Origin of the sequence: Achromobacter sp. AONIH1 (assembly GCF_002902905.1) — a bacterium.
Taxonomy (GTDB): domain Bacteria; phylum Pseudomonadota; class Gammaproteobacteria; order Burkholderiales; family Burkholderiaceae_B; genus Achromobacter.
On record NZ_CP026124.1, the window covers coordinates 5996464 to 6015434 of the forward strand.

The window sequence follows — 18971 nt, forward strand, 5'->3', positions numbered from 1 at the left end:
GGCGGTTCAGATCTCGCGGGACAGGATTTCGGCGACGGCGGCATCGGCGTCGGACGGGGCCAGGTAGCCCAGGTGCCAGCCGGGTTCGGTTTCCATATAGGACACGCCCTTGCCCTTGACGGTGCGGGCGATCACGCAGGCCGGCCGTTCGCGCGTGCCGTCCGCGCGCAGCCGGCGCAGCAGCGCGGTCAGCGCGGACAGGTCGTGGCCGTCGACCTCGTGCACGTCCCAGCCGAAGGCGCGCCACTTGTCGGCCAGCGATTCCACGCCGATCACGTCGTCGACCCGGCCGTCGAGCTGATAGCCGTTGCGATCGACGATGGCGATCAGGTTGGACAGCCGGTGATGCGCGGCGAACAGCGCCGCTTCCCAGACCTGCCCTTCCTGCATCTCGCCGTCGCCCAGCATGACGAAGACGCGGAAATCGCGCTGGCCCAGGCGCGCGCCGACCGCCATGCCGGCGCCGTTGGACAGCGCGTGGCCGATGGAGCCGGAGCTGAAGTCCACGCCGGGCACCTTGCTCATGTCGGGATGGTCGCCCAGCGGGCTGCCCAGGCGGGTGTAGTCATCCAGCCATGCGCGCGGAAAGAAATCCTGGTCGGCCAGCACCGGGAACAGGCCGACGGCGACATGCCCCTTGCCCATGAGGAAGCGGTCGCGGTCCGGCCAGGCGGGCTCGCCCGGCCGCAGCCGCATCACGCCGTAGTACAGCGCGGCGAAGATCTCGGCGCAGGAAAAGACGGAGCTGTAGTGGCCGACCTTGGCGATCTCGATCAGGCGGATGGTTTCGAGCCGGATGTGGCGGGCCTTGTCCCGCAGCGTCCGAAGCTCGTCCTGGGTGGGCATTTCCAGGTCCGTGGGCATGGCGTCTCCTGCCGTTTTTAGATATATCATATATAATATACCCATCGCGCTCGAATTGGCTATGCCGGGCTAGAATTCGTTCCGGATTCACCCGTTCCTTCCCATACGCACGCCGCAACCGCCATGCCCAGCCTTAAACCGGTCAAGAAAGAGAACCTGTCCGTCAGGGTCTACAACGAAATCCGCAATGCCCTGATCAACGGGCAGTACGAGCCTGGCGAACGCCTGATCATCGGCGAGCTGGCCCAGGAAATGGGCGTGTCCATCACGCCCGTGCGCGAGGCCATCTTCCGGCTCATCAGCGAGCAGGGCCTGGAGATGCAGGCCGCCACCGCGGTCTACGTGCCCTATGTGAACTCCGAGAAGCTGCGCGAGATCCAGCAGATCCGCTTCCACCTTGAAGGCATGGGCGCGGCGGAGGCCGCCAAGCACATCACCCGCAAACAGCTCGACAACCTGATCGCGCTGCAACAGGAATTCCTGTCCTACACGGCCAGCGATCCCAAGCGGGCCAGCTACCTGAACCGCAAGTTCCATTTCGGCATCCTCGAGGCCAGCAACAAGCCCATCCTGCGCAATACGGTGGAATCGTTCTGGGTCATCACCGGCCCCATCCTGAAGGTCTTCCACGTCAAGACGGCCGGCATCGACTACACGCAGGATGAGCACCGCCACGGGGCCGTGCTGGCCGCGCTGGAGGCGCGCGACTCCGAGGCCGCCGCCCGCGCCATCCAGGCCGACCTGGTCTGGGGCGGCAAGATCATGATCGACTGGCTGGTCGAGCGCGAGAAGGAAATGGACTACCGCCCGCCCGCCCCACGCAAATAGGAAACCGCATGCTGACGATCTTCGGCGCTCCCGGCCGCTACATACAGGGCCCCGACGCACTGGACACCCTGGGCCGGCAGGCCGCCCTCTTCGGCCGCCGCGCCGCGCTGGTGATCGACGGCCCCATGCATGCCATCCTGGGCGCGCGCGTCGAGGCGCTGTGCGCCGCCAGCCAGGTGCGGGCAATGCCGCTGATCGTCGAAGGCGACCTGACGCCCGAGACCATCGAAGCGCTGCGCGCGCAGGCCGGCAGGCTCGACGCCGACATGGTCGTCGCGGTGGGCGGCGGCAAGGCGCTGGACGCCGGCAAGGCGGTGGCGCGCTCGCTGCATTGCCACCTGATCACCGTGCCGACCGCGGCGTCGAACGACGCCCCCACCAGCAAGAACTACGTGCTGTACGACGCCGACCACAACCTGCTGGCGGTCGAGCACATGCTGTTCAACCCCACCATCGTGCTGGTGGACACCACCGTCATCGCCAGCGCGCCGGCCGCCTTCTTCCGCGCCGGGCTGGGCGACGCCGTGTCCAAGAAGTTCGAGGCCGAGCAGTGCCGCCGCCACGGCGGATCCAATATGTATGGCGGCAAGCCGCCCCTGGCCGCGCAATTGCTGGCCGAGGGCTGCCTGCGCATCCTGCTGGAAGACGGCGCCCAGGCGCTGGCAGCGGCCGGCACCGGCCGGCCCACGCCGGCCTTCGAGCGCGCGGTCGAGGCCATGATCCTGCTGAGCGGGCTGGGCTTTGAAAGCGGCGGCCTGTCCATCGCCCATGCGCTCACGCGCGGCCTGCCCCGCATCGCCGGCCTGGCCACCTCGGCCCACGGCTTGCAGGTGGCGCTGGGGCTGCTGGTGCAACTGGATCTGGAAGCGCGCGACGACGGCCTGCTGGCCGAGCTGACGCGCTGGTACGCGCAAGTGGGCCTGCCCGTCAGCCTGCGCGAGCTGGGCGCCACGGCGCCGACGGACGCGGAACTGGAAACCGCCGCCGCCCTGACCTTGAACGCGCGCCACGCGGCCAACTTCGACCGGACGCTGTCGGTGGCCGAACTGGCCGCCGCGCTGCGCCGGCGCGCCTGAGCCCGGCCGCCTGAGACGCGCGCCGCGCCCGGGCGCGATGGTCGCGAGCGCGCGCCACGCAGTCTTGCGCGCCGCGCATTCCTGCCTTTGGCTGTCGCGTGATCAACAAACCGGCGCCGCGATCTTCGGCGCCGGCGGGCCTCATCCCGTCAATAGAGTTTCTGCGTGAAGCCGTCCACCACGATGGCCTGGCCGCTGACGCTGCGCGCCGCCTCGCTGGCGTTGAACAGCACCATGTTGGCGATGTCGCGCGCCGTGACCATGCGGCCCATCGCGGCCTGGTTCTCGTAGAGCGCGGCGATCTCCTCCACCGGCTTGCCCAGCGTCTCGGCCTTCGCGGCGATGACGGCGCGGATGCGCGGCCCTTCCACCGCGCCCGGCAGGATCGCGTTGACGCGGATGCCATGCGGGCCCAGCTCGATGGCCAGCGATTTGGTGAAGCCGATCACCGCCCATTTCGACGCCGAATAGACCGAACGGCCGGCGAAGCCCAGGTGGCCGGCGGCCGAGGACAGGTTGATCATCACGCCGGCCTTGGACGCCTTGAGCAGCGGAATGGCCTGGCGCGCGCACAGGAACTGGCCGGTGATGTTGACGGCCAGCGTGCGGTCCCAGTCGGCCTTGGACAGGGTCTCGACAAAACCGGTGGGCCCCGCCACGCCGGCGTTGTTCACCAGCACATCCAGCCCGCCCAGCTCGCGCGCCACGGCCTGGAACAGCGCCGCCACGCTGTCCTCGTCCGACACATCGGCGCGCAGCGCGTGCACGCCAGGCAGCTCGGCGGGCAGCGCGGCCAGCCGGGACTCGTTCACGTCGCAGACGAACACCCGGGCGCCGGCGCGATGGAACACGCGGGCCATCTCCAGGCCCAGCCCGTCGGCGCCCGCGGTGATCAAGACCTTCTTTCCAGCGAAATCGACTTCTTCGAACATGCTAGCTGCCTCCTGGTTCTCACATGGCCTACGCCACTCGGTGATATACGATATATTTTTTCACTACGCGAAAAAGGATTCCGAAATCCAATGGGGACGGGCTTATCCTCAGGCTGAAACAGCCCCCAATCTTGCGCATCGTTGCGCCAGAATCGGCCGCAAAGGCTTTATTCATGCGGCTTGAGGGAAATCCCCGATTCGTCCTCCTGGCACCGCCACTAGAATCCATGGCGAGGTTTCACGACCCGATATCACATATATCATATATTCAAAAGACGGACGCAGCACCGGCCAGTCCGCATCCCATACCGACAAAGGAGCGCAGATGTACAAGTTCAAGAAACTCGTCCTGGCCTTGGGGCTGTGCGGCGCGGTGGCGACCGGAACCGCGGCGGCGGACATGAAGGTGGGGGCCCTCTTCCCATTCAGCGGCGCGCTGGCGCTGCTGGGGCAGGAGAGCTATCGCGGCCTGGAGCTGGCCGTCAACGAGATCAACGCCGCGGGCGGCATCAACGGCGAGAAGATCCAGATCGTCAAGGCCGACGCGGTCGACCCGACCCAGGCCGTGTCCGAAACCAAGCGCCTGATCTCATCCAACGTGATCGGCGTGTTCGGCAGCTACGCGTCCGGCATTTCCTACGCCGCCTCGCCGGTCACGGAGCTGGCGGGCGTGCCCTACTTCGAGCTGGGCGCCACCGCCCACAAGATCACCACGCGCGGCTACAAGTACCTGTTCCGCAGCAATCCCAACACGGCGCTGTACGGCGTGTCGGTGGTCAACGCCCTGCACGAGACCATCGCGCCGGGCATGGGGCTGAATCCCAAGGACATCAAGATCGGCATCATCCACGAGGACGGCCCCTACGGCACCGACGTGGCCGCCACCGAGAAGAAGCGCGCGCAGGAGCTGGGCTACACGGTGGCCGAAGTGCTGCCCTATTCCGCCAAGACGGTGGACCTGTCCTCGCTCATCCTGCGTCTGAAGGGCGCCAAGGTGGACGTGGTGCTGCAAACGGCCTACCAGAACGACGCCATCCTGTTCTTCAGCCAGGCGCGCGCCGCGGGCTTCAAGCCCAAGGTCGTGATCGGCGCGGGCGGCGGCTATTCGCTGGCCGACACCGCCAAGGCGGTGGGCGCCGACATGAACGGCGTGTTCGACCTGGACTTCCCGCAGTCCTCGATCAATCCGGCCGGCGCGCCGGGGCTGGACAAGTTCCTGGAAGCCTACAAGTCCACCTACAAGAGCGATCCGCAGTCGGGCCACAGCCTGACCAACTACGTGGGCGCCAAGGCCTTCTTCGACGCCATCGCCAAGGCCAAGTCCACCGACAAGGACAAGATCCGCGCCTCGGTGCTGGCCTACAAGGTGCCGGCCGGCCAGACCGCAAACGGCTGGGCCTTCGACTTCGGCGAGGACGGCCAGAACAACGCATCGACCTTCTACGTGATGCAGTGGCAGGACGGCAAGCTGGTCACGATCGCGCCCAGCAACCTCGCCCTCGGCAAGCCGGTATTCAACAAGTAAACGCCGAGCCGGCATCCGGCGCCAGGACCGCCCGCGGGGGCTCCTCGCGCCGGCCGCCGGACACACGCGGCCCCGCCGTCGCCCGGCCGGGGCCGTGCATCGACTAGAGGTTGCATCATGGATATCTTCATACAACTGGTCATCAACGGCCTGTTGCTGGGCGGCGCGTACACCATCATCAGCCTGGGGCTGACGCTGATCTTCGGCGTGGTGCGCGTGGTCAACTTCGCGCACGGCGAGTTCCTGATGGTGGGCATGTACCTGGTCTACCTGATCGCCGCGCAGTTCGGCGTCCATCCCTACCTGGGCCTGGCGCCGGTCGCCGTCATCCTGTTCGCGCTGGGCGCGCTGACGCAGAAGGGCATCATCCAGCCGCTGCTCAACGCCGACCAGCACATCCAGATCTTCGCCACGGTGGGCGTGTCCACCATCCTGCTGAACCTGGCCCTGGTGCTGTTCGGCGCCAACGTGCTGCGCGCGCCGGTGCAGCTGGGCACCAGCGCCATCGACGTGGGCAGCTACTCGATGGTGAGCGGCCAGATCATCACCTTCGTGGTCGGCATCAGCCTGGCGGTGCTGCTGCACCTGTTCATGCACCGCACCTACCTGGGCCGGGCGCTGCGCGCCGTGGCCCAGCACCGCTACGCCGCCACGCTGATGGGCGTAAACGTGAACAACGTCTACGCCATCGCGTTCGGCCTGGGCACGGCCTTCGTCGGCATCGCCGCCGGCCTGCTGGCGCCGCAGTACCCGGTGTTCCCGACCGTGGGCACGTACTTCGTGCTGACGGCCTTCGTCATCGTGGTGCTGGGCGGGCTGGGCAGCCTGTACGGCGCCGTGGCCGGCTCGATGATCATCGGCATCGTCGACACGCTGGCCGGCTACTACGTCGCGCCCGACCTCAAGGAGGTCGTGTATTTCGGGATCTTCCTGCTGATCCTCGTCCTGCGTCCGACCGGCCTGTTCGGCGTCGGCACGGAATGAACGGAACGACAAGGAGAAAAAACATGTTCCCCGATCTACGCAGTCCCAAGGGCTATGTCGGCCTGATCCTGATGCTGGCCATGCTGGCCGCGCCGCTGGCGCTGGGCACGCCGTTCTGGACCAACCTGTTCGTGCTGCTGTTCGTGTTCTCGGCCCTGTCGGTGGCCTGGAACATCGTGGGCGGCTACGCCGGCCAGCTGTCGCTGGGCCACGCCGTGTTCTACGGCATCGGCGGGTACACCGCCACGCTGCTGACGCAGAACTTCGGCATCTCGCCCTGGTTCGGCATGCTCGCCGGCGCCGTGATCTCGGCGGCCGTGGCCGTCGTGATCAGCTATCCCACGCTGCGCCTGCGCGGCCCCTTCTTCGCGCTGGCGACCATCGCCATCCTGGAGGTGGTGCGCCTGCTGGTGATCCACGAGGAAAGCTGGACCGGCGGCTCCAGCGGCATCAGCCTGCCGCTGAACATCGGCTGGACCTGGATCGTGTTCCGCGAGAAGGCCAACTACGTGCTGATCGCCTTCGCGCTGTTCGCGCTGGTGACCTGGGTGTCCTGGTACATGCGCAAATCGCGCATCGGCCACTACCTGATCGCCATCCGCGAACGCGAGGACGCGGCGCTGGCCGTGGGCATCCACACCGTGCGCATGAAGATCATCGCCGCCGTGGTGTCGGCCATGCTGACCAGCATCGTCGGCGCCTTCCACATCACCTACCTGACCTTCGTCGACCCCAGCTCGGCCTTCTCGCTGGAGCTGTCGGTGCAGGTGGCCATGTTCGCGCTGATCGGCGGGCTGGGCACGGTGGCCGGCCCCATCGCCGGCACCTTCCTGGTGCTGCCCATCGCCGAACTGGCGCGCGGCTGGCTCAGCAGCGTGGGCAACGGCATGCACGGGCTGATCTACGGCCTGATCCTGGTGGCCGTGGTGCTGACCATCCCGCGCGGGCTGGCCGGCGCGTTCGGCCCGATGATCGAACGCTGGCTGGCGCGCCTGCCCTACCTGGGCGCGCCGCGCCGCCCCGCCACGCCGCCGCAGCAGGCGCGGCCGGCGGGACCGGCGGCCGCCGGCCAGCCGGTGCTCAAGGCCGACAGGCTGTTCAAGAGCTTCGGCGGCCTGCGCGCCACCAACGATGTATCGCTGACGCTGAACCAGAACGAGATCCTGGGCATGATCGGCCCCAACGGCGCGGGCAAGACCACGGTGTTCAACCTGCTGTCCGGCTTCCTGTCGCCGGACCAGGGTTCGGTGTCCATGCTGAACGCGCGCGGCGAGTGGGTCAGCTGCAAGACGCCGGATGCCTTCGCCCACCAGGGCCTGGGCCGCACCTTCCAGATCGCCAAGCCCTTCACCGGCCTGACGGTGCTGGAGAACATCATGCTGGGCGCGTTCATCCGCACGTCCAGCCGCGACGAGGCCGAGCAGATCGCGCTCCGGGTGGCCGAGCAGACCGACCTGACCCGGCACCTGGACACCGAGGCGCGCAACCTGACCGTGGGCGGCATGAAACGCCTGGAAGTGGCGCGCGCGCTGGCGATCCAGCCGCGCATCCTGCTGCTGGACGAGGTGATGGCGGGCCTGAATCCCACCGACATCGAGAAGTCCATCCAGATGATCCGCCGCATCCGCGACTCGGGCGTGTCGGTGCTGCTGATCGAGCACATGATGCAGGCCACCATGGCGCTGTCCGACCGCATCGTGGTGCTGAACGAAGGCGCGGTGCTGGTCAGCGGCGCGCCCAGGGACGTGGTCGAGAACCCCGCCGTCATCGAGGCCTATCTGGGCAAGGAGTATCAGGATGCTTAAGGTTTCGAAACTGTGCTCGGGCTATGGCAAGAGCCAGGTGCTCAACGGCCTGGATTTCGAGGTGCGCGCCGGCGAGATCGTCACGCTGATCGGCGCCAACGGCGCCGGCAAGACCACCACGCTCAAGACGCTGTGCGGCGTGGTCGCGGCCACCGGCGGCAAGGTCGAGTTCGAGGGCCGCGACCTGACCAACCGTCCGCCCTACGACATCGTCGACGCCGGCATCACCATGATTCCGGAGGGCCGCCAACTGTTCCCGCACTTCACCGTCAAGGACAATCTGCTGATGGGCTCGTACAAGCGCGCCGCGCGTCCCATCGTGCAGCGCAAGCTCGAAGAGGTGTTGCAGATCTTCCCGCGCGTGCGCGAGCGGCTGGCCCAGTACGCCGGCTCGCTGTCCGGCGGAGAGCAGCAGATGGTGGCGATCGCGCGCGGCATGATGGCCGACCCCAAGCTGCTGGTGTTCGACGAGCCCTCGCTGGGCCTGTCGCCACTGCTGGTGCAGCAGATGTTCGACATCATCCGCGACGTCACCGCGCACGGCGTGACCGTGCTGCTGGTGGAGCAGAACGTGTTCCGCACGCTGCGCCTGGCCGATCGTGGCTACGTGCTGGAGAACGGCGCCATCGTGCGCGCCGGCACCGGCGCCGAGCTGCTCGGCGACCCCCATGTCAAGAAGGCCTATCTGGGCCACTGAATATCACGCAAAAGGAAACACGCGCCATGTCATTGCGCTGCGCTTACATCGACCACGGCAAGGGCGGCCCGCCCGACATCCTGCGCCTGGCCGAAAGAGAAATGGAAGCCCCCGCCGGGCGGCAGGTGCTGATCGAAGTGGCCTATGCCGGCGTCAACCGTCCGGATGTGCTGCAGCGGTCCGGCTCCTATCCGCCGCCGCCCGGCGCGTCCCCTCACCTGGGACTGGAAGTGTCCGGCACGGTCATCGCCACCGGCCCGCAGGCCAGCCGCTGGCGGGTCGGCGACCAGGTCTGCGCGTTGACGCCCGGCGGCGGCTACGCGCAATACTGCCTGGCCGACGAACGCCATTGCCTGCCGGTGCCACGCGGCATGGACCTGCTGACCGCCGCCGCCATTCCCGAGAATTACTACACGGTCTGGACCAATGTGTTCGAGCGCGCGCGGCTGGCGGCGGGCGAGCGCTTCCTGGTGCACGGCGGCTCCAGCGGCATCGGCCTGACCGCCATCCAGCTCGCGCGCGCCTTCGGCGCCGAAGTCTGGACCACGGTGGGCAACGCCGAGAAGGCGGCGGCCTGCATCGAGGCCGGCGCGCGGCACGCGCTGATCTACCGCGACACCGACTACGAGGACGCCATCCGCCAGGCCACCGGCGGCCAGGGCGTGGATGTGATCCTGGACATGGTGGGCGGCGCCTACCTCAACAAGAACATCCGCCTGCTGGCGCTGAACGGCCGGCTGGTGCAGATCGCTTTCCTGGAAGGCAGCAAGGCCGAGATCGACGCGCTGCCCATCATGACCAAGCGCCTGACCGTCACCGGCTCGACGCTGCGGCCGCGCTCGGACGAGGACAAGGGCGAAATCGCCCGCGCGCTGGCCGAACGCGTGCTGCCGCTGATGGAGCAAGGTCAATGCCTGCCGCGCATCCACCAGGTCTTTCCGCTGGCCGAGGCCGCCGGCGCGCACGCGCTGATGGAAAGCAGCCGCCACATCGGCAAGATCATGCTGCAGGTGCGGCCATGAGCGCGGGCACGCATGCGGCCCCGGCATCCGCCACGTCCGGCGCAGCGCGCTTCGCCGGCCAGACCGCCATCGTCACCGGCGCCGTCGGCGGCATCGGCTCGGCCATCGTCGAGGGCCTGCTGGCCGAGGGCGCGCGGGTCGGCCTGATCGACTTCAACGGCCTGGCCGGCGATGCCTGGGCCGGCCAGCTGCGCGGCCAGGGCCGCGCGGTCTGCTTCGCCCTGGCCGATGTGTCGCGCTACGAGGAATGCGAAGCCGCCTACGCCCGCATCAGCGACGAACTCGGCCCGGCCACGATCCTCATCAACAACGTCGGCATCTCGCCCAAGACCGAGGGGCGCGCGCTCAAGGTCTGGGAAATGCCGCCCGCCGAGTGGGACCGCGTGGTGTCGGTGAACCTGAACAGCGCGTTCTACATGACGCGCCTGGCCACGCCGCACATGGTGGCGCAGCGCAAGGGTCGCGTCATCAACATGTCCTCGGTGGCGGGCAAGGCCTATTGCGATATCGTGGCGGCGCACTACGCCGCCACCAAGGCCGCGCTGATCGGCCTGACGCGGCACTGGGCCGCCGAGCTGGGCGAGTACGACGTGACCGTCAACGGCCTGGCGCCGGGACGCATCAGCACGCCGCTGCTCAAGAGCGTGCCGCAGGAGATCAACGACGCCGTGGCCGGCGTGACGGCGCTGCGGCGGCTGGGCACGCCCGAGGAAGTGGCCGACGCCTGCCTGTTCTTCGCCTCCGACCAGGCCCGCTTCGTGACGGGTCAGGTGCTGGACGTGGCGGGCGGCTGGTTGATGACCTGAAAGGTCGAGATCTGAAAAAGTTGGCTGCCTGAAAGTCGATGGCCTGAAGCGCGCGGACGCCGGTCGGAACACCGACCGCGCGTCCCTGCCCAGCATCAGGCCTCGCGACGCAGCACCTGCCCCGGCCGCTCGCCGGTGGTCTTGCCGTCCCGCCATACCGGCCGGCCATTGGTCCACACCGACACGATGCCCGCCGACGGCGCGATCGGCTGCGCGAAGGTGGCGCGATCGGCCACCTGCCCCGCGTCCAGCAGCACCAGATCGGCATGCGCGCCCTCGCGCAGCACGCCCCGGTCCGCCAGTCCGAAGCGCGCGGCGGTCAGGCCGGTCATCTTGTGGATGGCCTTTTCCAGCGGGAACAGGCCCAGGCCGCGCGCGTAGTGTCCCAGCACGCGCGGGAAGCTGCCCCACAGGCGCGGGTGCGGCGTCTCGTCATGAGGCAGTCCGTCGGAACCGACCATGGTTTCATCGAACTGCAGGATGCGCGCCACGTCGTCCTCGTGCATGCGGAAGTAGATGGCGCCGGCCGGCTGCAGGCGGCGCACGGCCTCCTCGACGGGACAGCCCAGCTCGCGCGCGACCTCGTCCAGGTCGCGGCCCGAGAACTGCGGATGGGCCTTGGACCAGGTGACGATGACGCGGGCGGCGCCATCGACCAGCGCCTGCTCCAGGATGGTGGACGAGGCGTTGTACGGATAGCAGTCCAGGCAGACCGGTTGCGTTTTCATCTGCTCGGCGATGCGCGCCAACGTCTGGACCGAGCGTCCATGATTGGCCTGCCCCACCACCTTGTGGTGCGAGATCACCACCGGCACGCCCAGCTCGCGGCCGATGTGAAAGGTCTCCTCCAGGCAGTCCATCACCATGTCGCCCTCGTCGCGCAGGTGCGTGGTGAAGATGCCGCCGTGCGCGCGCAGCGGCCGGCAGACCTCGATCACTTCCTGCGTGCTGGCGGCGCGCGACGGCGCGTAGGCCAGCCCGGTGGACACGCCGATGGCGCCGGCCTCCAGCGCCTCTTCCACCCGCGCGCGCATGACGGCGATCTCGGCCGGCGCAGCCTCGCGTTCCAGGTCAGGCACCGCGGCCACGCGCAGCGTGATGTGGCCCAGCAGCATGGCGCAGTTGGTCGCCGCCGGCTGCTCGCGCAGGGCCTGCAGATAATCGCCGTAGCGTTCGTAGCGGAACCAGCCGCCGTCGCCGTCCAGCAGGTCCAGCGGCGGCACCACGCGCGGAGGGCGCGGCGCCAGCGAGATGCCGCAGTTGCCGGCGATCACGGTGGTGACGCCCTGGCTGACCTTGGGCGCCATGGCGCCGTCGGACAGCATGGCGCGGTCGTCATGGGTATGGGCGTCGATGAAGCCCGGCGCCAGCACCAGGCCGCGCGCGTCGACCTCGGCGCGCCCGCGCGCGCCGGCCAGGTCGCCCACGCGGACGATGCGGCCGTCATCGACGGCCACGTCGCCCTCGAAACGCGGCGCGCCCGTGCCGTCGACGATCTCGGCGCCCCGGATCAACAGGTCATGGATGGCGGACATGCGGTTTCCTTGATAGTCATCATTCGAGGCAGTTCCTTGATCGTCGCCATTCGAGGCAGAGTCGCCCCGCTCGGGGCCGCGCGGATCCGGCTCCGCCGGTCCGCTGCGGCGCCCCCTGGGGGAAGCGCGCAGCGCTTCGGGGGGGACCTCACTTCCCGATATTCCAGAACAAAGTGACCGGCGCGTCCAGCACGCCCGACAGCTTCTTGCTGTAGGCCGCCGGAATCTGGAACTGCCCCAACGGCGCCACCACGCCCTCGTCGATGGCCAGCTTCTGGATCTGCGCGGCGATCTGCTTGCGCTCGGCGATGTCGGCGGCCTTGGCGTATTTCAGGCGCAGGGCCTCGATCTCGGGCACGTCCGGCCAGCCCGCCCAGGCCTTGCGGCCGTTGGCCGCCAGCGTGGTGTTGCCGAACGGATCGCCGCTGGTGGCCAGGATGCTGTAGGTGGAAAAGATGTTCCAGCCGCCGTCGGCCGGCGATTTCTGATTGCCCTGCTGCGACACCACGCTCTGCCAGTCCATGGCCTTCATCACCACCTTGAAGCCGGCCTTGCGCAGCGCCGCGCCCACCACCACCGGCTGCGGCGAGACCATGGCGATGTCGGACGGCTGCAGGATGACCACGGGCGTGCCGTCATAGCCGGCTTCCTTGAGCAGCGCCTGGGCGCGGTCGATGCGCGCCGGCACCACCCAGTCCTCGCCGTAGTTGTCGCCCATGGGATTGCCGCAGCCCATCACGGCCGCGCAGGTCCGGTAGTACTTGGGGTTGCCCACCAGCGCCTTGAGCACGTCCTCCTGGCTGACGGCGGCGATGGCCGCCTGTCGCAGCAGCTTGTTGTCGAAGGGCGGGTACAGATGGTTCATGCGGAAGTAGGTCCAGGCCCCCAGCTTGTCCAGCACGCGGACCTGCAGGTTGTCCTGGCCCTCGACCATGGGCAGCAGGTCGAACGGCACCTGCTGCATGAAATCGACCTCGCCGTTCTGCAGCGCGCTGACCGCCGTCATCTGGTCGGGCATGGCCACCCATTCGACCCGCTCCACCTTGACCACCTTGCCGCCCGCCGTCCAGCTGGGCGGCTCGGCGCGCGGCACGTAGTCCTTGTTCTTCTCGTACACCACCTTCAGGCCGGGCTTGAATTCCGAGGCCACGAACTTGAACGGACCCGAGCCGATGAATTCGGTGATGGGCTGGGCGCTGGGCGTGTCGGCGATGCGCTTGGGCATCATGAAGAGCGGACGCGAGCTGAGCTTGGCCAGGCCCTCCAGCAGCAGCGAGGTGGGCTGCTTGAGCACCACGCGAAACTGCTTCGCGTCGACCGCCTCGATGCGGTCGATCAGCGTCATCAGCACCTGCCCGGTGGCGTCGGCGTCGGCCCAGCGCTTGATCGAGGCGATGCAATCCTCCGACGTGACCGGCGCGCCGTCATGCCACTTCAGGCCGTCGCGCAGCGTGAAGACGTAGGTCTTCCTGTCCTCCGACTCGGTCCAGCTGGCCATCTGCGGCTGCACCTTGAAATGCTCGTCGGTGCCCAGCAGCGTGTCGTAGATCATGTAGCCGTGGTCGCGCGTCATGAACGCGGTGGTCATCACCGGGTCCAGCACCCGCAGCCCGGACTGCATCACGGCCGTGACCGTCTGCGCCTGACCTTGCGCGGCCGGCGCCAGCGCCGCCGCCAGGGCCAGCAACAGTGCACCGGCCCCTTGCCGCAAGCGTCGTGTTTGTTTCATGTCGTTCCCCTTGTGTCGTTGGTTGTGCTGCTCGCGGCTACCACTGGAAAAGCGTATCGGATATGGGCGACGGCCGTCCGGCGATGCGGTCGGCCAGCACGCCGGCGCTGCCCGCGGCCAGCGTGAAGCCCAGCGCGCCGTGGCCGGCGTTGATCCACAGCCCGCGCACGGGCGTGCGGCCGATCAGCGGCTTGCCATCGGGCCGCGCCGGCCGCAGGCCAGCCCATGCCTCGGGTTCGCCGGCCGGCGCCAGGCGCGGCAGATAGCGCCGCACCTGCTCCTTGAGTTGATGGATCCGGCCGCCGTCGATGCCCGCGTCACGATCGCCGATGTCGACCATGCCGGCCACGCGCAGCCGGTCGCCCAGGCGCGCGTAGACCACCTTGTTGTGCACGTCGCTCAGGCTGGTGCGCGGCGCGCTGCTGTCCGGTCCCAGCGCATAGGTCAGGCTGTAGCCCTTGAGCGGGTAGATCAGCGGCTGCAGGCCGGCCTGGCGGCACAGCGCCTGCGCGCCCACGCCATTGGCCACGACATAGGCGTCGGCCTGCATCTCGCCCGCGCTGGTTTCCAGCGCCTGGACCGCGCCGCCGCGCAGGCGCAGCCGCCGCACGCGCGTGCCCAGCCGCAGCCGCGCGCCCAGCCCGCGCGCCAGGGACGCGCACAGCGCCTGGCAATCGGCCGCGTCCTCGCTGGGCGTGTAGACGCCGCCGACCACGCGCTGGCCGATATCGGCCAGCGCGGGCTCCAGCGCCAGGCATTCGTCGCGTCCCAGCGCGTGCTGCTCGCAGCCCAGGCTGGCCTGGTAATGCATTTGCGCGCGCGCGCCGGCAAAGGCGGCCGCGTCCTGATAGACCAGCAGCTTGCCGCTGGCGCTGAAGTCGCAGGACAACGCGCCGTCTTGCACCAGCGCGCGCGTCAGTCGCCGGCTGTGCAGGCCCAGCTGCAACAGCTCGGCGGTCGTGCGCGCGGCGGTGTCGCGGCGGCAGGCCGCCAGGAAACTCAGGGCCCAGCGCCATTGCGCCGGATCAGCCCGCAGACGCAGGCGCAGCGGCGCGTCGCACCGCGTCAGCCAGCCCGGCAGTTTGCCCAGCACCGAAGGATCGGCCAGCGGCGCGACGAAGCTGTAGCTCAGCTGCGCGCCATTGGCCTTGCTGGTGCCGACGCCGGCCTGCGCGGCCTCGTCCAGCACGGTGACGTCATGGCCGTCGGCCAGCAGCGCGCGCGCCGTGGTCAGGCCGATGATGCCGGCGCCGATGACGATGATGTTCATCGGACCGCCACCGTCGAGAGGGCGGCGGCGAGCGCCCGCGCATCGAGGGCGGCAAGGGCGGCGGCAACGCGAGGCCGCGAGCCTAGCGGTTCAGCCATTGCCATCCCGCCCCCGCATCAGCATGAAGTCCTGCGCCGCCCCGCCGCCCGGCCAGGCCTGACCGTCGCGGATCTCGACATACAGTTCAGTGCGCGCATGGCCGATCAAGCGACCATCGCGCCAGATTTCCGCGCCCAGGCAGACCGCCGTGGCGCGCCGGTTCAATCCGGCCAGGCGCGGGTCGGCCGTTTCCAGGCCGATGATCCGCCCCGCCGCGTCCACGGTCACGCGGTCGCAGGTGGCGGCGCGCAAGGACAGCGCCTGCTCCAGCCGCAACCATTGCAGGATGCCGGCCTGCCCGGTCAGCCTGGCCCAGGCCAGTCCGCCCAGCTCATCGGCCAACACGCCGCGCGCGTAGATGGAGTTGTGCAGCAGCGCCACGCGGCCCTGCTGTCCCTGGCGCTGGAACGCGCCCAGGTCGTCGCGCCGCGCCGCGCGCGCGCTGTTGCCCAGGCCCAGCCCGTCTTGCGCGTGCAGCGCGATCAGGCCCGCGTCCCATTCGGGATGCGCGGCCAGCACGGCGTCGATCGCCTGTTGCGGCGGCGCGCCCTCGGCCATCAGGTCCAGCGCCATCCGGTTCAGCGGGCGACCATCGGCGCCCGGCTGATTCGGCAGGCGGTGGCCGGTGACCAGGCCCAGGCCGTCGGCGCCGGCCAGGAATTGCGTCAGGGGTTCGGGGCGGTCGGGACCGCTGGAAATGACCGCCGCCACGCGCGCATCGCGCCAGGACGCCGGCAGGTCCAGCGCCGTCACGCCGCCGCGCTGGGTGGTCCGGTATTGCAGCCGGCCCTGCTCGTCCAGCACGGCGAACACGACAAAGCCGCCGATGGCGCCGCGTCCCAGCAGTTCGGCGCCCAGCACCGCGTCGAACACCGCCGCGCCGGCCTGCGCGCCCGCCGCCGCCACTCCTATCGTCATATCGCTCCCCGGATGATGTGACCATAAGGTCACAAAATCATGCTAGTGCGGCCGGGAACAAGACGGAAGCTCGGGAAAACCCGTTGCCCGCGAGGCGGCGGGCAAGGCGCGGATGCGGCAGGAATCAGGCGCGTTGCTGACCCAGCCGGTACACCACGGTGTCGAGCCGGCTCACGCCCGCGGCCTGGAACTTGGGTTCCTTGTCCAGGATGTCGCGGCGGTCGATGATGGCGGCCGGCGCCACGCCCTGGAACAGGGCCTGGGCCTCGCTGTCGGCGATGGAAAATGGCGGGCCGGCCATTTCTTCCTGCGGGTAGTCCAGCGTGATCAGCAGCCCGCGCCAGGACGGCGACAGCTGGCCGTAGACGTGGCGCACATATGACGCCCGCATGGATTCCGGCAGCGCCACCAGCGCGGCGCGGTCGTAGGCGCCGACGCAATGCGACAGGATCCGGGCATCCAGGTTGTAGATGTCGCCGCAGATGATCTCTATATTGCCCGCCACATAGTGGCGGCCGTAGGACGATTCATGGATCACGGGCCTGAGTTCGTTCTCGGCGAAGAACTGCTCCACCGCGAGCGGCGCCAGCTCCACGCCCAGCACTTCGTGGCCCTGCGCCGCCAGCCACACCATGTCCAGCGACTTGCCGCAGAGCGGCACCAGCACCTTGCCGCCAGCCGGCACGTCCAGCCCCGGCCAGTATTTCTGCAGCAGCGGAGTCACCCGCGTCTGGTGAAAATGGGTACGCCCTTCGCGCCAGCGCTCCAGCCAGAATTCCGCGTCCATGACTGCCTGCCTCCTCCGGGGTTGGGATTCAAACGGGCCTCGCGGCGATGCGCGGGCCAGACATGGCGGCCATTGTAGTGCGCGGGAAAAAGGGTGACGCGCAGGGTGACGGGCGCGCGCCGCGCCGGTATGCTGTAGCCCGCCTCATCCTGTTCCAGGGATACGATGACCGACGCCCAACCGCTGCAGGCCTTGCTCGCGCAGTGCGCCCTCCAGCGCGAATCCGCGCTGGAAGAACTGTACCGCCTTGCGTCCCCGCATCTATATGCGCTCGCCAGACGTATGTTGAGAGACCCGGCCGCGGCCGAGGACGTGCTGCAGGAGTGTTTTCTCTCGATCTGGCGACAGGCCGGACAGTACCGGCCTGACCAAAGCCAGCCCATGACCTGGATGACCCGCATCGTGCGCAACCGCTGCATCGACCGCCTGCGTCGCCCGGGTCTGGAGCTGCCCGACCCGGACGACGCGCTGACGCTGGCCTTCGCCGACGACTCCCCTGGCCCGCTGGCCCGCCTGGCGGCCAGCCGGGAAGGCAACCGCCTGGCCGGCTGCATGGGCGAGCTGGACGGCCCGCAGCGCGTCGCCATCGCGATGGCGTTCTTCGACGACCTAGCGCATCCCGACATCGCGGCGCGCCTGGACGCGCCGCTGGGAACGGTAAAGAGCTGGATCCGCCGCGGCCTGCAGCGGCTCAAGAGGTGCATGGAATGAACTACAGCGACCCCGATCTGCAAGACCGCCTGGCCGCGGATTACGTGGCCGGCGTGCTGCGCGCGGGCGCGCGACGCCGGTTCGCAGGCCTGCTGCGCGAGGACGCCGCGCTGCGCCAGCGGGTGCGCGACTGGGAAGAACGGCTGCTGCCGCTGGCCCTGGCCCTGCCGCCGCAAGCCCCGCCCGAGCATGTCTGGACCGCCATCGCGGCCCGCATCCGATCACGGCCGGAATCTGTGCCGCCCGCCCCCGCCGCGCGCCCCCGCCCGCGCGAATGGCGCGGCTGGTCCTGGTGGCGCACGCTGGGCGCCGGCCTGGCCGCGGCCATGGTGGTCCTGGCCTTCCTGGTGTTGACGCCGTCCACCCAGCGTGAAGGGCTGCGCACGCTGGCGGTGCTGTCCGGCGACCAGGCGCAGGCCGCGCTGGTGCTGAACCGCCTGCCCGACAAGTCACTGTCCGTCCAGCCCATGCGCGACCTGACGCTGCTGGCTGGCGGTCGCGCGCTGGAACTCTGGGCGATCACGCCGGGCCTGCCGCCGCGCTCGTTGGGCCTGGTCCTGCCCGGCCAGACCAGCCGGCTCAACCCGCGCCTGCCGCCCTTGCCGGGCGACACCGTGGCCGTCACGCTGGAACCGCCCGGGGGTTCGCCCACCGGCGCCCCCACCGGTCCGGTGGTGCTCAGCGGCCCCGTCATCTGACCGCGCTCGCCGGCATCAGGGTTTGTCCCAGGTCCGGCGAGCGCATCCAAGCGCTCGACTCCCGCGTATCTCCTTGCGACGGCCAACCAAAAAAGGAGATCGTCATGAAACGGATCGTTTGCATTGCCCTCGCCTGCTCCGCGCTTGCCCTGTCGTCCGCTCAGGCGGCCGACGTCGTGGTGGGCGGCCAACCCATGCTGCCCGGCAAGACCATCGTGGCCAACGCGCTGAACTCCGCCGACCACACCACCCTGGTGGCGGCGGTGAAGGCCGCCGGCCTGGTCGACACCTTGCAGAGCAAGGGCCCGTTCACCGTGTTCGCACCCACCAACGCCGCGTTCGGCAAATTGCCGGCAGGCACTGTGGACACGCTGGTCAAGCCCGAGAACAAGGCCACGCTGACCAAGATCCTCACGTATCACGTGGTGCCGGGCAAGTTGGACTTCGACGCCCTGGCCGCGCAGATCAAGAAGGCCGGCGGCGCGGCCGAACTCACCACCGCCAGCGGCGGCAAGCTGTGGGTGATGATGAACGGCAAGCACAACATCATGCTGAAGGACGAAAAGGGCGGCGTCGCCAATATCGGCCCCTATGATGTCTACCAGTCCAACGGCGTGATCCACGTCATCGACACGGTGCTCATGCCGAAGTGACCCGGTCGGCGCGGCGGCGTGATAGCGGATAT

At 69.0% G+C, this 18971-nt stretch carries 18 protein-coding genes; 11 read left to right on the top strand and 7 right to left on the bottom strand.

Annotated elements, in window-relative coordinates; genetic code table 11:
• Positions 1-6: 6 nt before the first annotated feature.
• Positions 7-864, bottom strand: coding sequence for a transketolase (locus C2U31_RS27350; protein WP_103275668.1), 858 nt, complete (start codon positions 862-864; stop codon positions 7-9).
• Between the two features lie 123 nt (positions 865-987).
• Between C2U31_RS27350 and C2U31_RS27355 the strand changes: the two genes are divergently transcribed.
• Complete coding sequence (locus tag C2U31_RS27355) at positions 988-1692, top strand: GntR family transcriptional regulator (RefSeq protein WP_103275669.1); 705 nt, start codon at positions 988-990, stop codon at positions 1690-1692.
• A gap of 8 nt (positions 1693-1700) precedes the next feature.
• Complete coding sequence (locus C2U31_RS27360; protein ID WP_103275670.1) at positions 1701-2768, top strand: glycerol dehydrogenase; 1068 nt, start codon at positions 1701-1703, stop codon at positions 2766-2768.
• Positions 2769-2917: 149 nt separating this feature from the next.
• On the opposite strand, the gene C2U31_RS27365 is transcribed toward C2U31_RS27360, so the two are convergent.
• Positions 2918-3700 carry an SDR family oxidoreductase gene (locus C2U31_RS27365; protein WP_103275671.1) on the bottom strand — a complete coding sequence of 261 codons (783 nt, stop codon included), beginning with the start codon at positions 3698-3700 and terminating at the stop codon, positions 2918-2920.
• Between the two features lie 325 nt (positions 3701-4025).
• Here C2U31_RS27365 and C2U31_RS27370 point away from each other — a divergent pair, with 325 nt between their 5' ends.
• The 6 genes from C2U31_RS27370 to C2U31_RS27395 all read left to right on the top strand — a co-directional run bounded on the left by C2U31_RS27370 (position 4026) and on the right by C2U31_RS27395 (position 10539).
• A complete protein-coding gene (locus C2U31_RS27370; RefSeq protein WP_103275672.1) occupies positions 4026-5225 on the top strand; it encodes an ABC transporter substrate-binding protein in 1200 nt (399 codons plus the stop codon).
• Between the two features lie 117 nt (positions 5226-5342).
• Positions 5343-6209 (top strand): branched-chain amino acid ABC transporter permease, encoded by an 867-nt coding sequence (locus tag C2U31_RS27375; RefSeq protein ID WP_103275673.1) that lies wholly within the window; start codon positions 5343-5345, stop codon positions 6207-6209.
• A 23-nt stretch (positions 6210-6232) separates the two neighbouring features.
• Entirely contained in the window at positions 6233-8014 is a 1782-nt protein-coding gene (locus C2U31_RS27380; protein WP_103275674.1) for an ATP-binding cassette domain-containing protein, read from the top strand.
• Positions 8007-8711, top strand: a complete 705-nt coding sequence (locus C2U31_RS27385; RefSeq protein WP_103275675.1) for an ABC transporter ATP-binding protein — start codon at positions 8007-8009, stop codon at positions 8709-8711. Before C2U31_RS27380 ends, C2U31_RS27385 begins: the two co-directional genes overlap by 8 nt.
• A 26-nt stretch (positions 8712-8737) precedes the next feature.
• The gene (locus C2U31_RS27390; protein ID WP_103275676.1) at positions 8738-9733 is read left to right on the top strand and encodes an NAD(P)H-quinone oxidoreductase; all 996 of its coding nucleotides are present in this window, start codon (positions 8738-8740) and stop codon (positions 9731-9733) included.
• Entirely contained in the window at positions 9730-10539 is an 810-nt protein-coding gene (locus C2U31_RS27395; RefSeq protein ID WP_103275677.1) for an SDR family NAD(P)-dependent oxidoreductase, read from the top strand. Before C2U31_RS27390 ends, C2U31_RS27395 begins: the two co-directional genes overlap by 4 nt.
• Positions 10540-10634: 95 nt before the next feature.
• Here the strand turns inward: C2U31_RS27395 and C2U31_RS27400 are convergent, their stop codons facing one another.
• From C2U31_RS27400 to C2U31_RS27420, 5 genes are all read right to left on the bottom strand, one after another.
• Positions 10635-12074 (bottom strand): amidohydrolase family protein, encoded by a 1440-nt coding sequence (locus C2U31_RS27400; RefSeq protein ID WP_103275678.1) that lies wholly within the window; start codon positions 12072-12074, stop codon positions 10635-10637.
• 148 nt (positions 12075-12222) lie between these two features.
• Positions 12223-13803 carry an ABC transporter substrate-binding protein gene (locus tag C2U31_RS27405; protein ID WP_103275679.1) on the bottom strand — a complete coding sequence of 527 codons (1581 nt, stop codon included), beginning with the start codon at positions 13801-13803 and terminating at the stop codon, positions 12223-12225.
• Between the two features lie 37 nt (positions 13804-13840).
• On the bottom strand, positions 13841-15073 hold the full coding sequence (locus C2U31_RS27410; protein ID WP_103275680.1) for a D-amino acid dehydrogenase: 1233 nt from the start codon (positions 15071-15073) through the stop codon (positions 13841-13843).
• Positions 15074-15163: 90 nt separating this feature from the next.
• The gene (locus C2U31_RS27415; RefSeq protein WP_103275681.1) at positions 15164-16090 is read right to left on the bottom strand and encodes a hypothetical protein; all 927 of its coding nucleotides are present in this window, start codon (positions 16088-16090) and stop codon (positions 15164-15166) included.
• Between the two features lie 124 nt (positions 16091-16214).
• Positions 16215-16877 carry a thiopurine S-methyltransferase gene (locus C2U31_RS27420; protein WP_103275682.1) on the bottom strand — a complete coding sequence of 221 codons (663 nt, stop codon included), beginning with the start codon at positions 16875-16877 and terminating at the stop codon, positions 16215-16217.
• 165 nt (positions 16878-17042) lie between these two features.
• Here C2U31_RS27420 and C2U31_RS27425 point away from each other — a divergent pair, with 165 nt between their 5' ends.
• The 3 genes from C2U31_RS27425 to C2U31_RS27435 all read left to right on the top strand — a co-directional run bounded on the left by C2U31_RS27425 (position 17043) and on the right by C2U31_RS27435 (position 18939).
• Complete coding sequence (locus tag C2U31_RS27425) at positions 17043-17588, top strand: RNA polymerase sigma factor (RefSeq protein ID WP_103275683.1); 546 nt, start codon at positions 17043-17045, stop codon at positions 17586-17588.
• The gene (locus tag C2U31_RS27430) at positions 17585-18286 is read left to right on the top strand and encodes an anti-sigma factor domain-containing protein (RefSeq protein WP_103275684.1); all 702 of its coding nucleotides are present in this window, start codon (positions 17585-17587) and stop codon (positions 18284-18286) included. Before C2U31_RS27425 ends, C2U31_RS27430 begins: the two co-directional genes overlap by 4 nt.
• A gap of 104 nt (positions 18287-18390) precedes the next feature.
• Positions 18391-18939: a fasciclin domain-containing protein gene (locus C2U31_RS27435; protein ID WP_103275685.1), complete on the top strand. Its 549-nt coding sequence runs from the start codon at positions 18391-18393 to the stop codon at positions 18937-18939.
• The last annotated feature ends 32 nt before the right edge of the window (positions 18940-18971 follow it).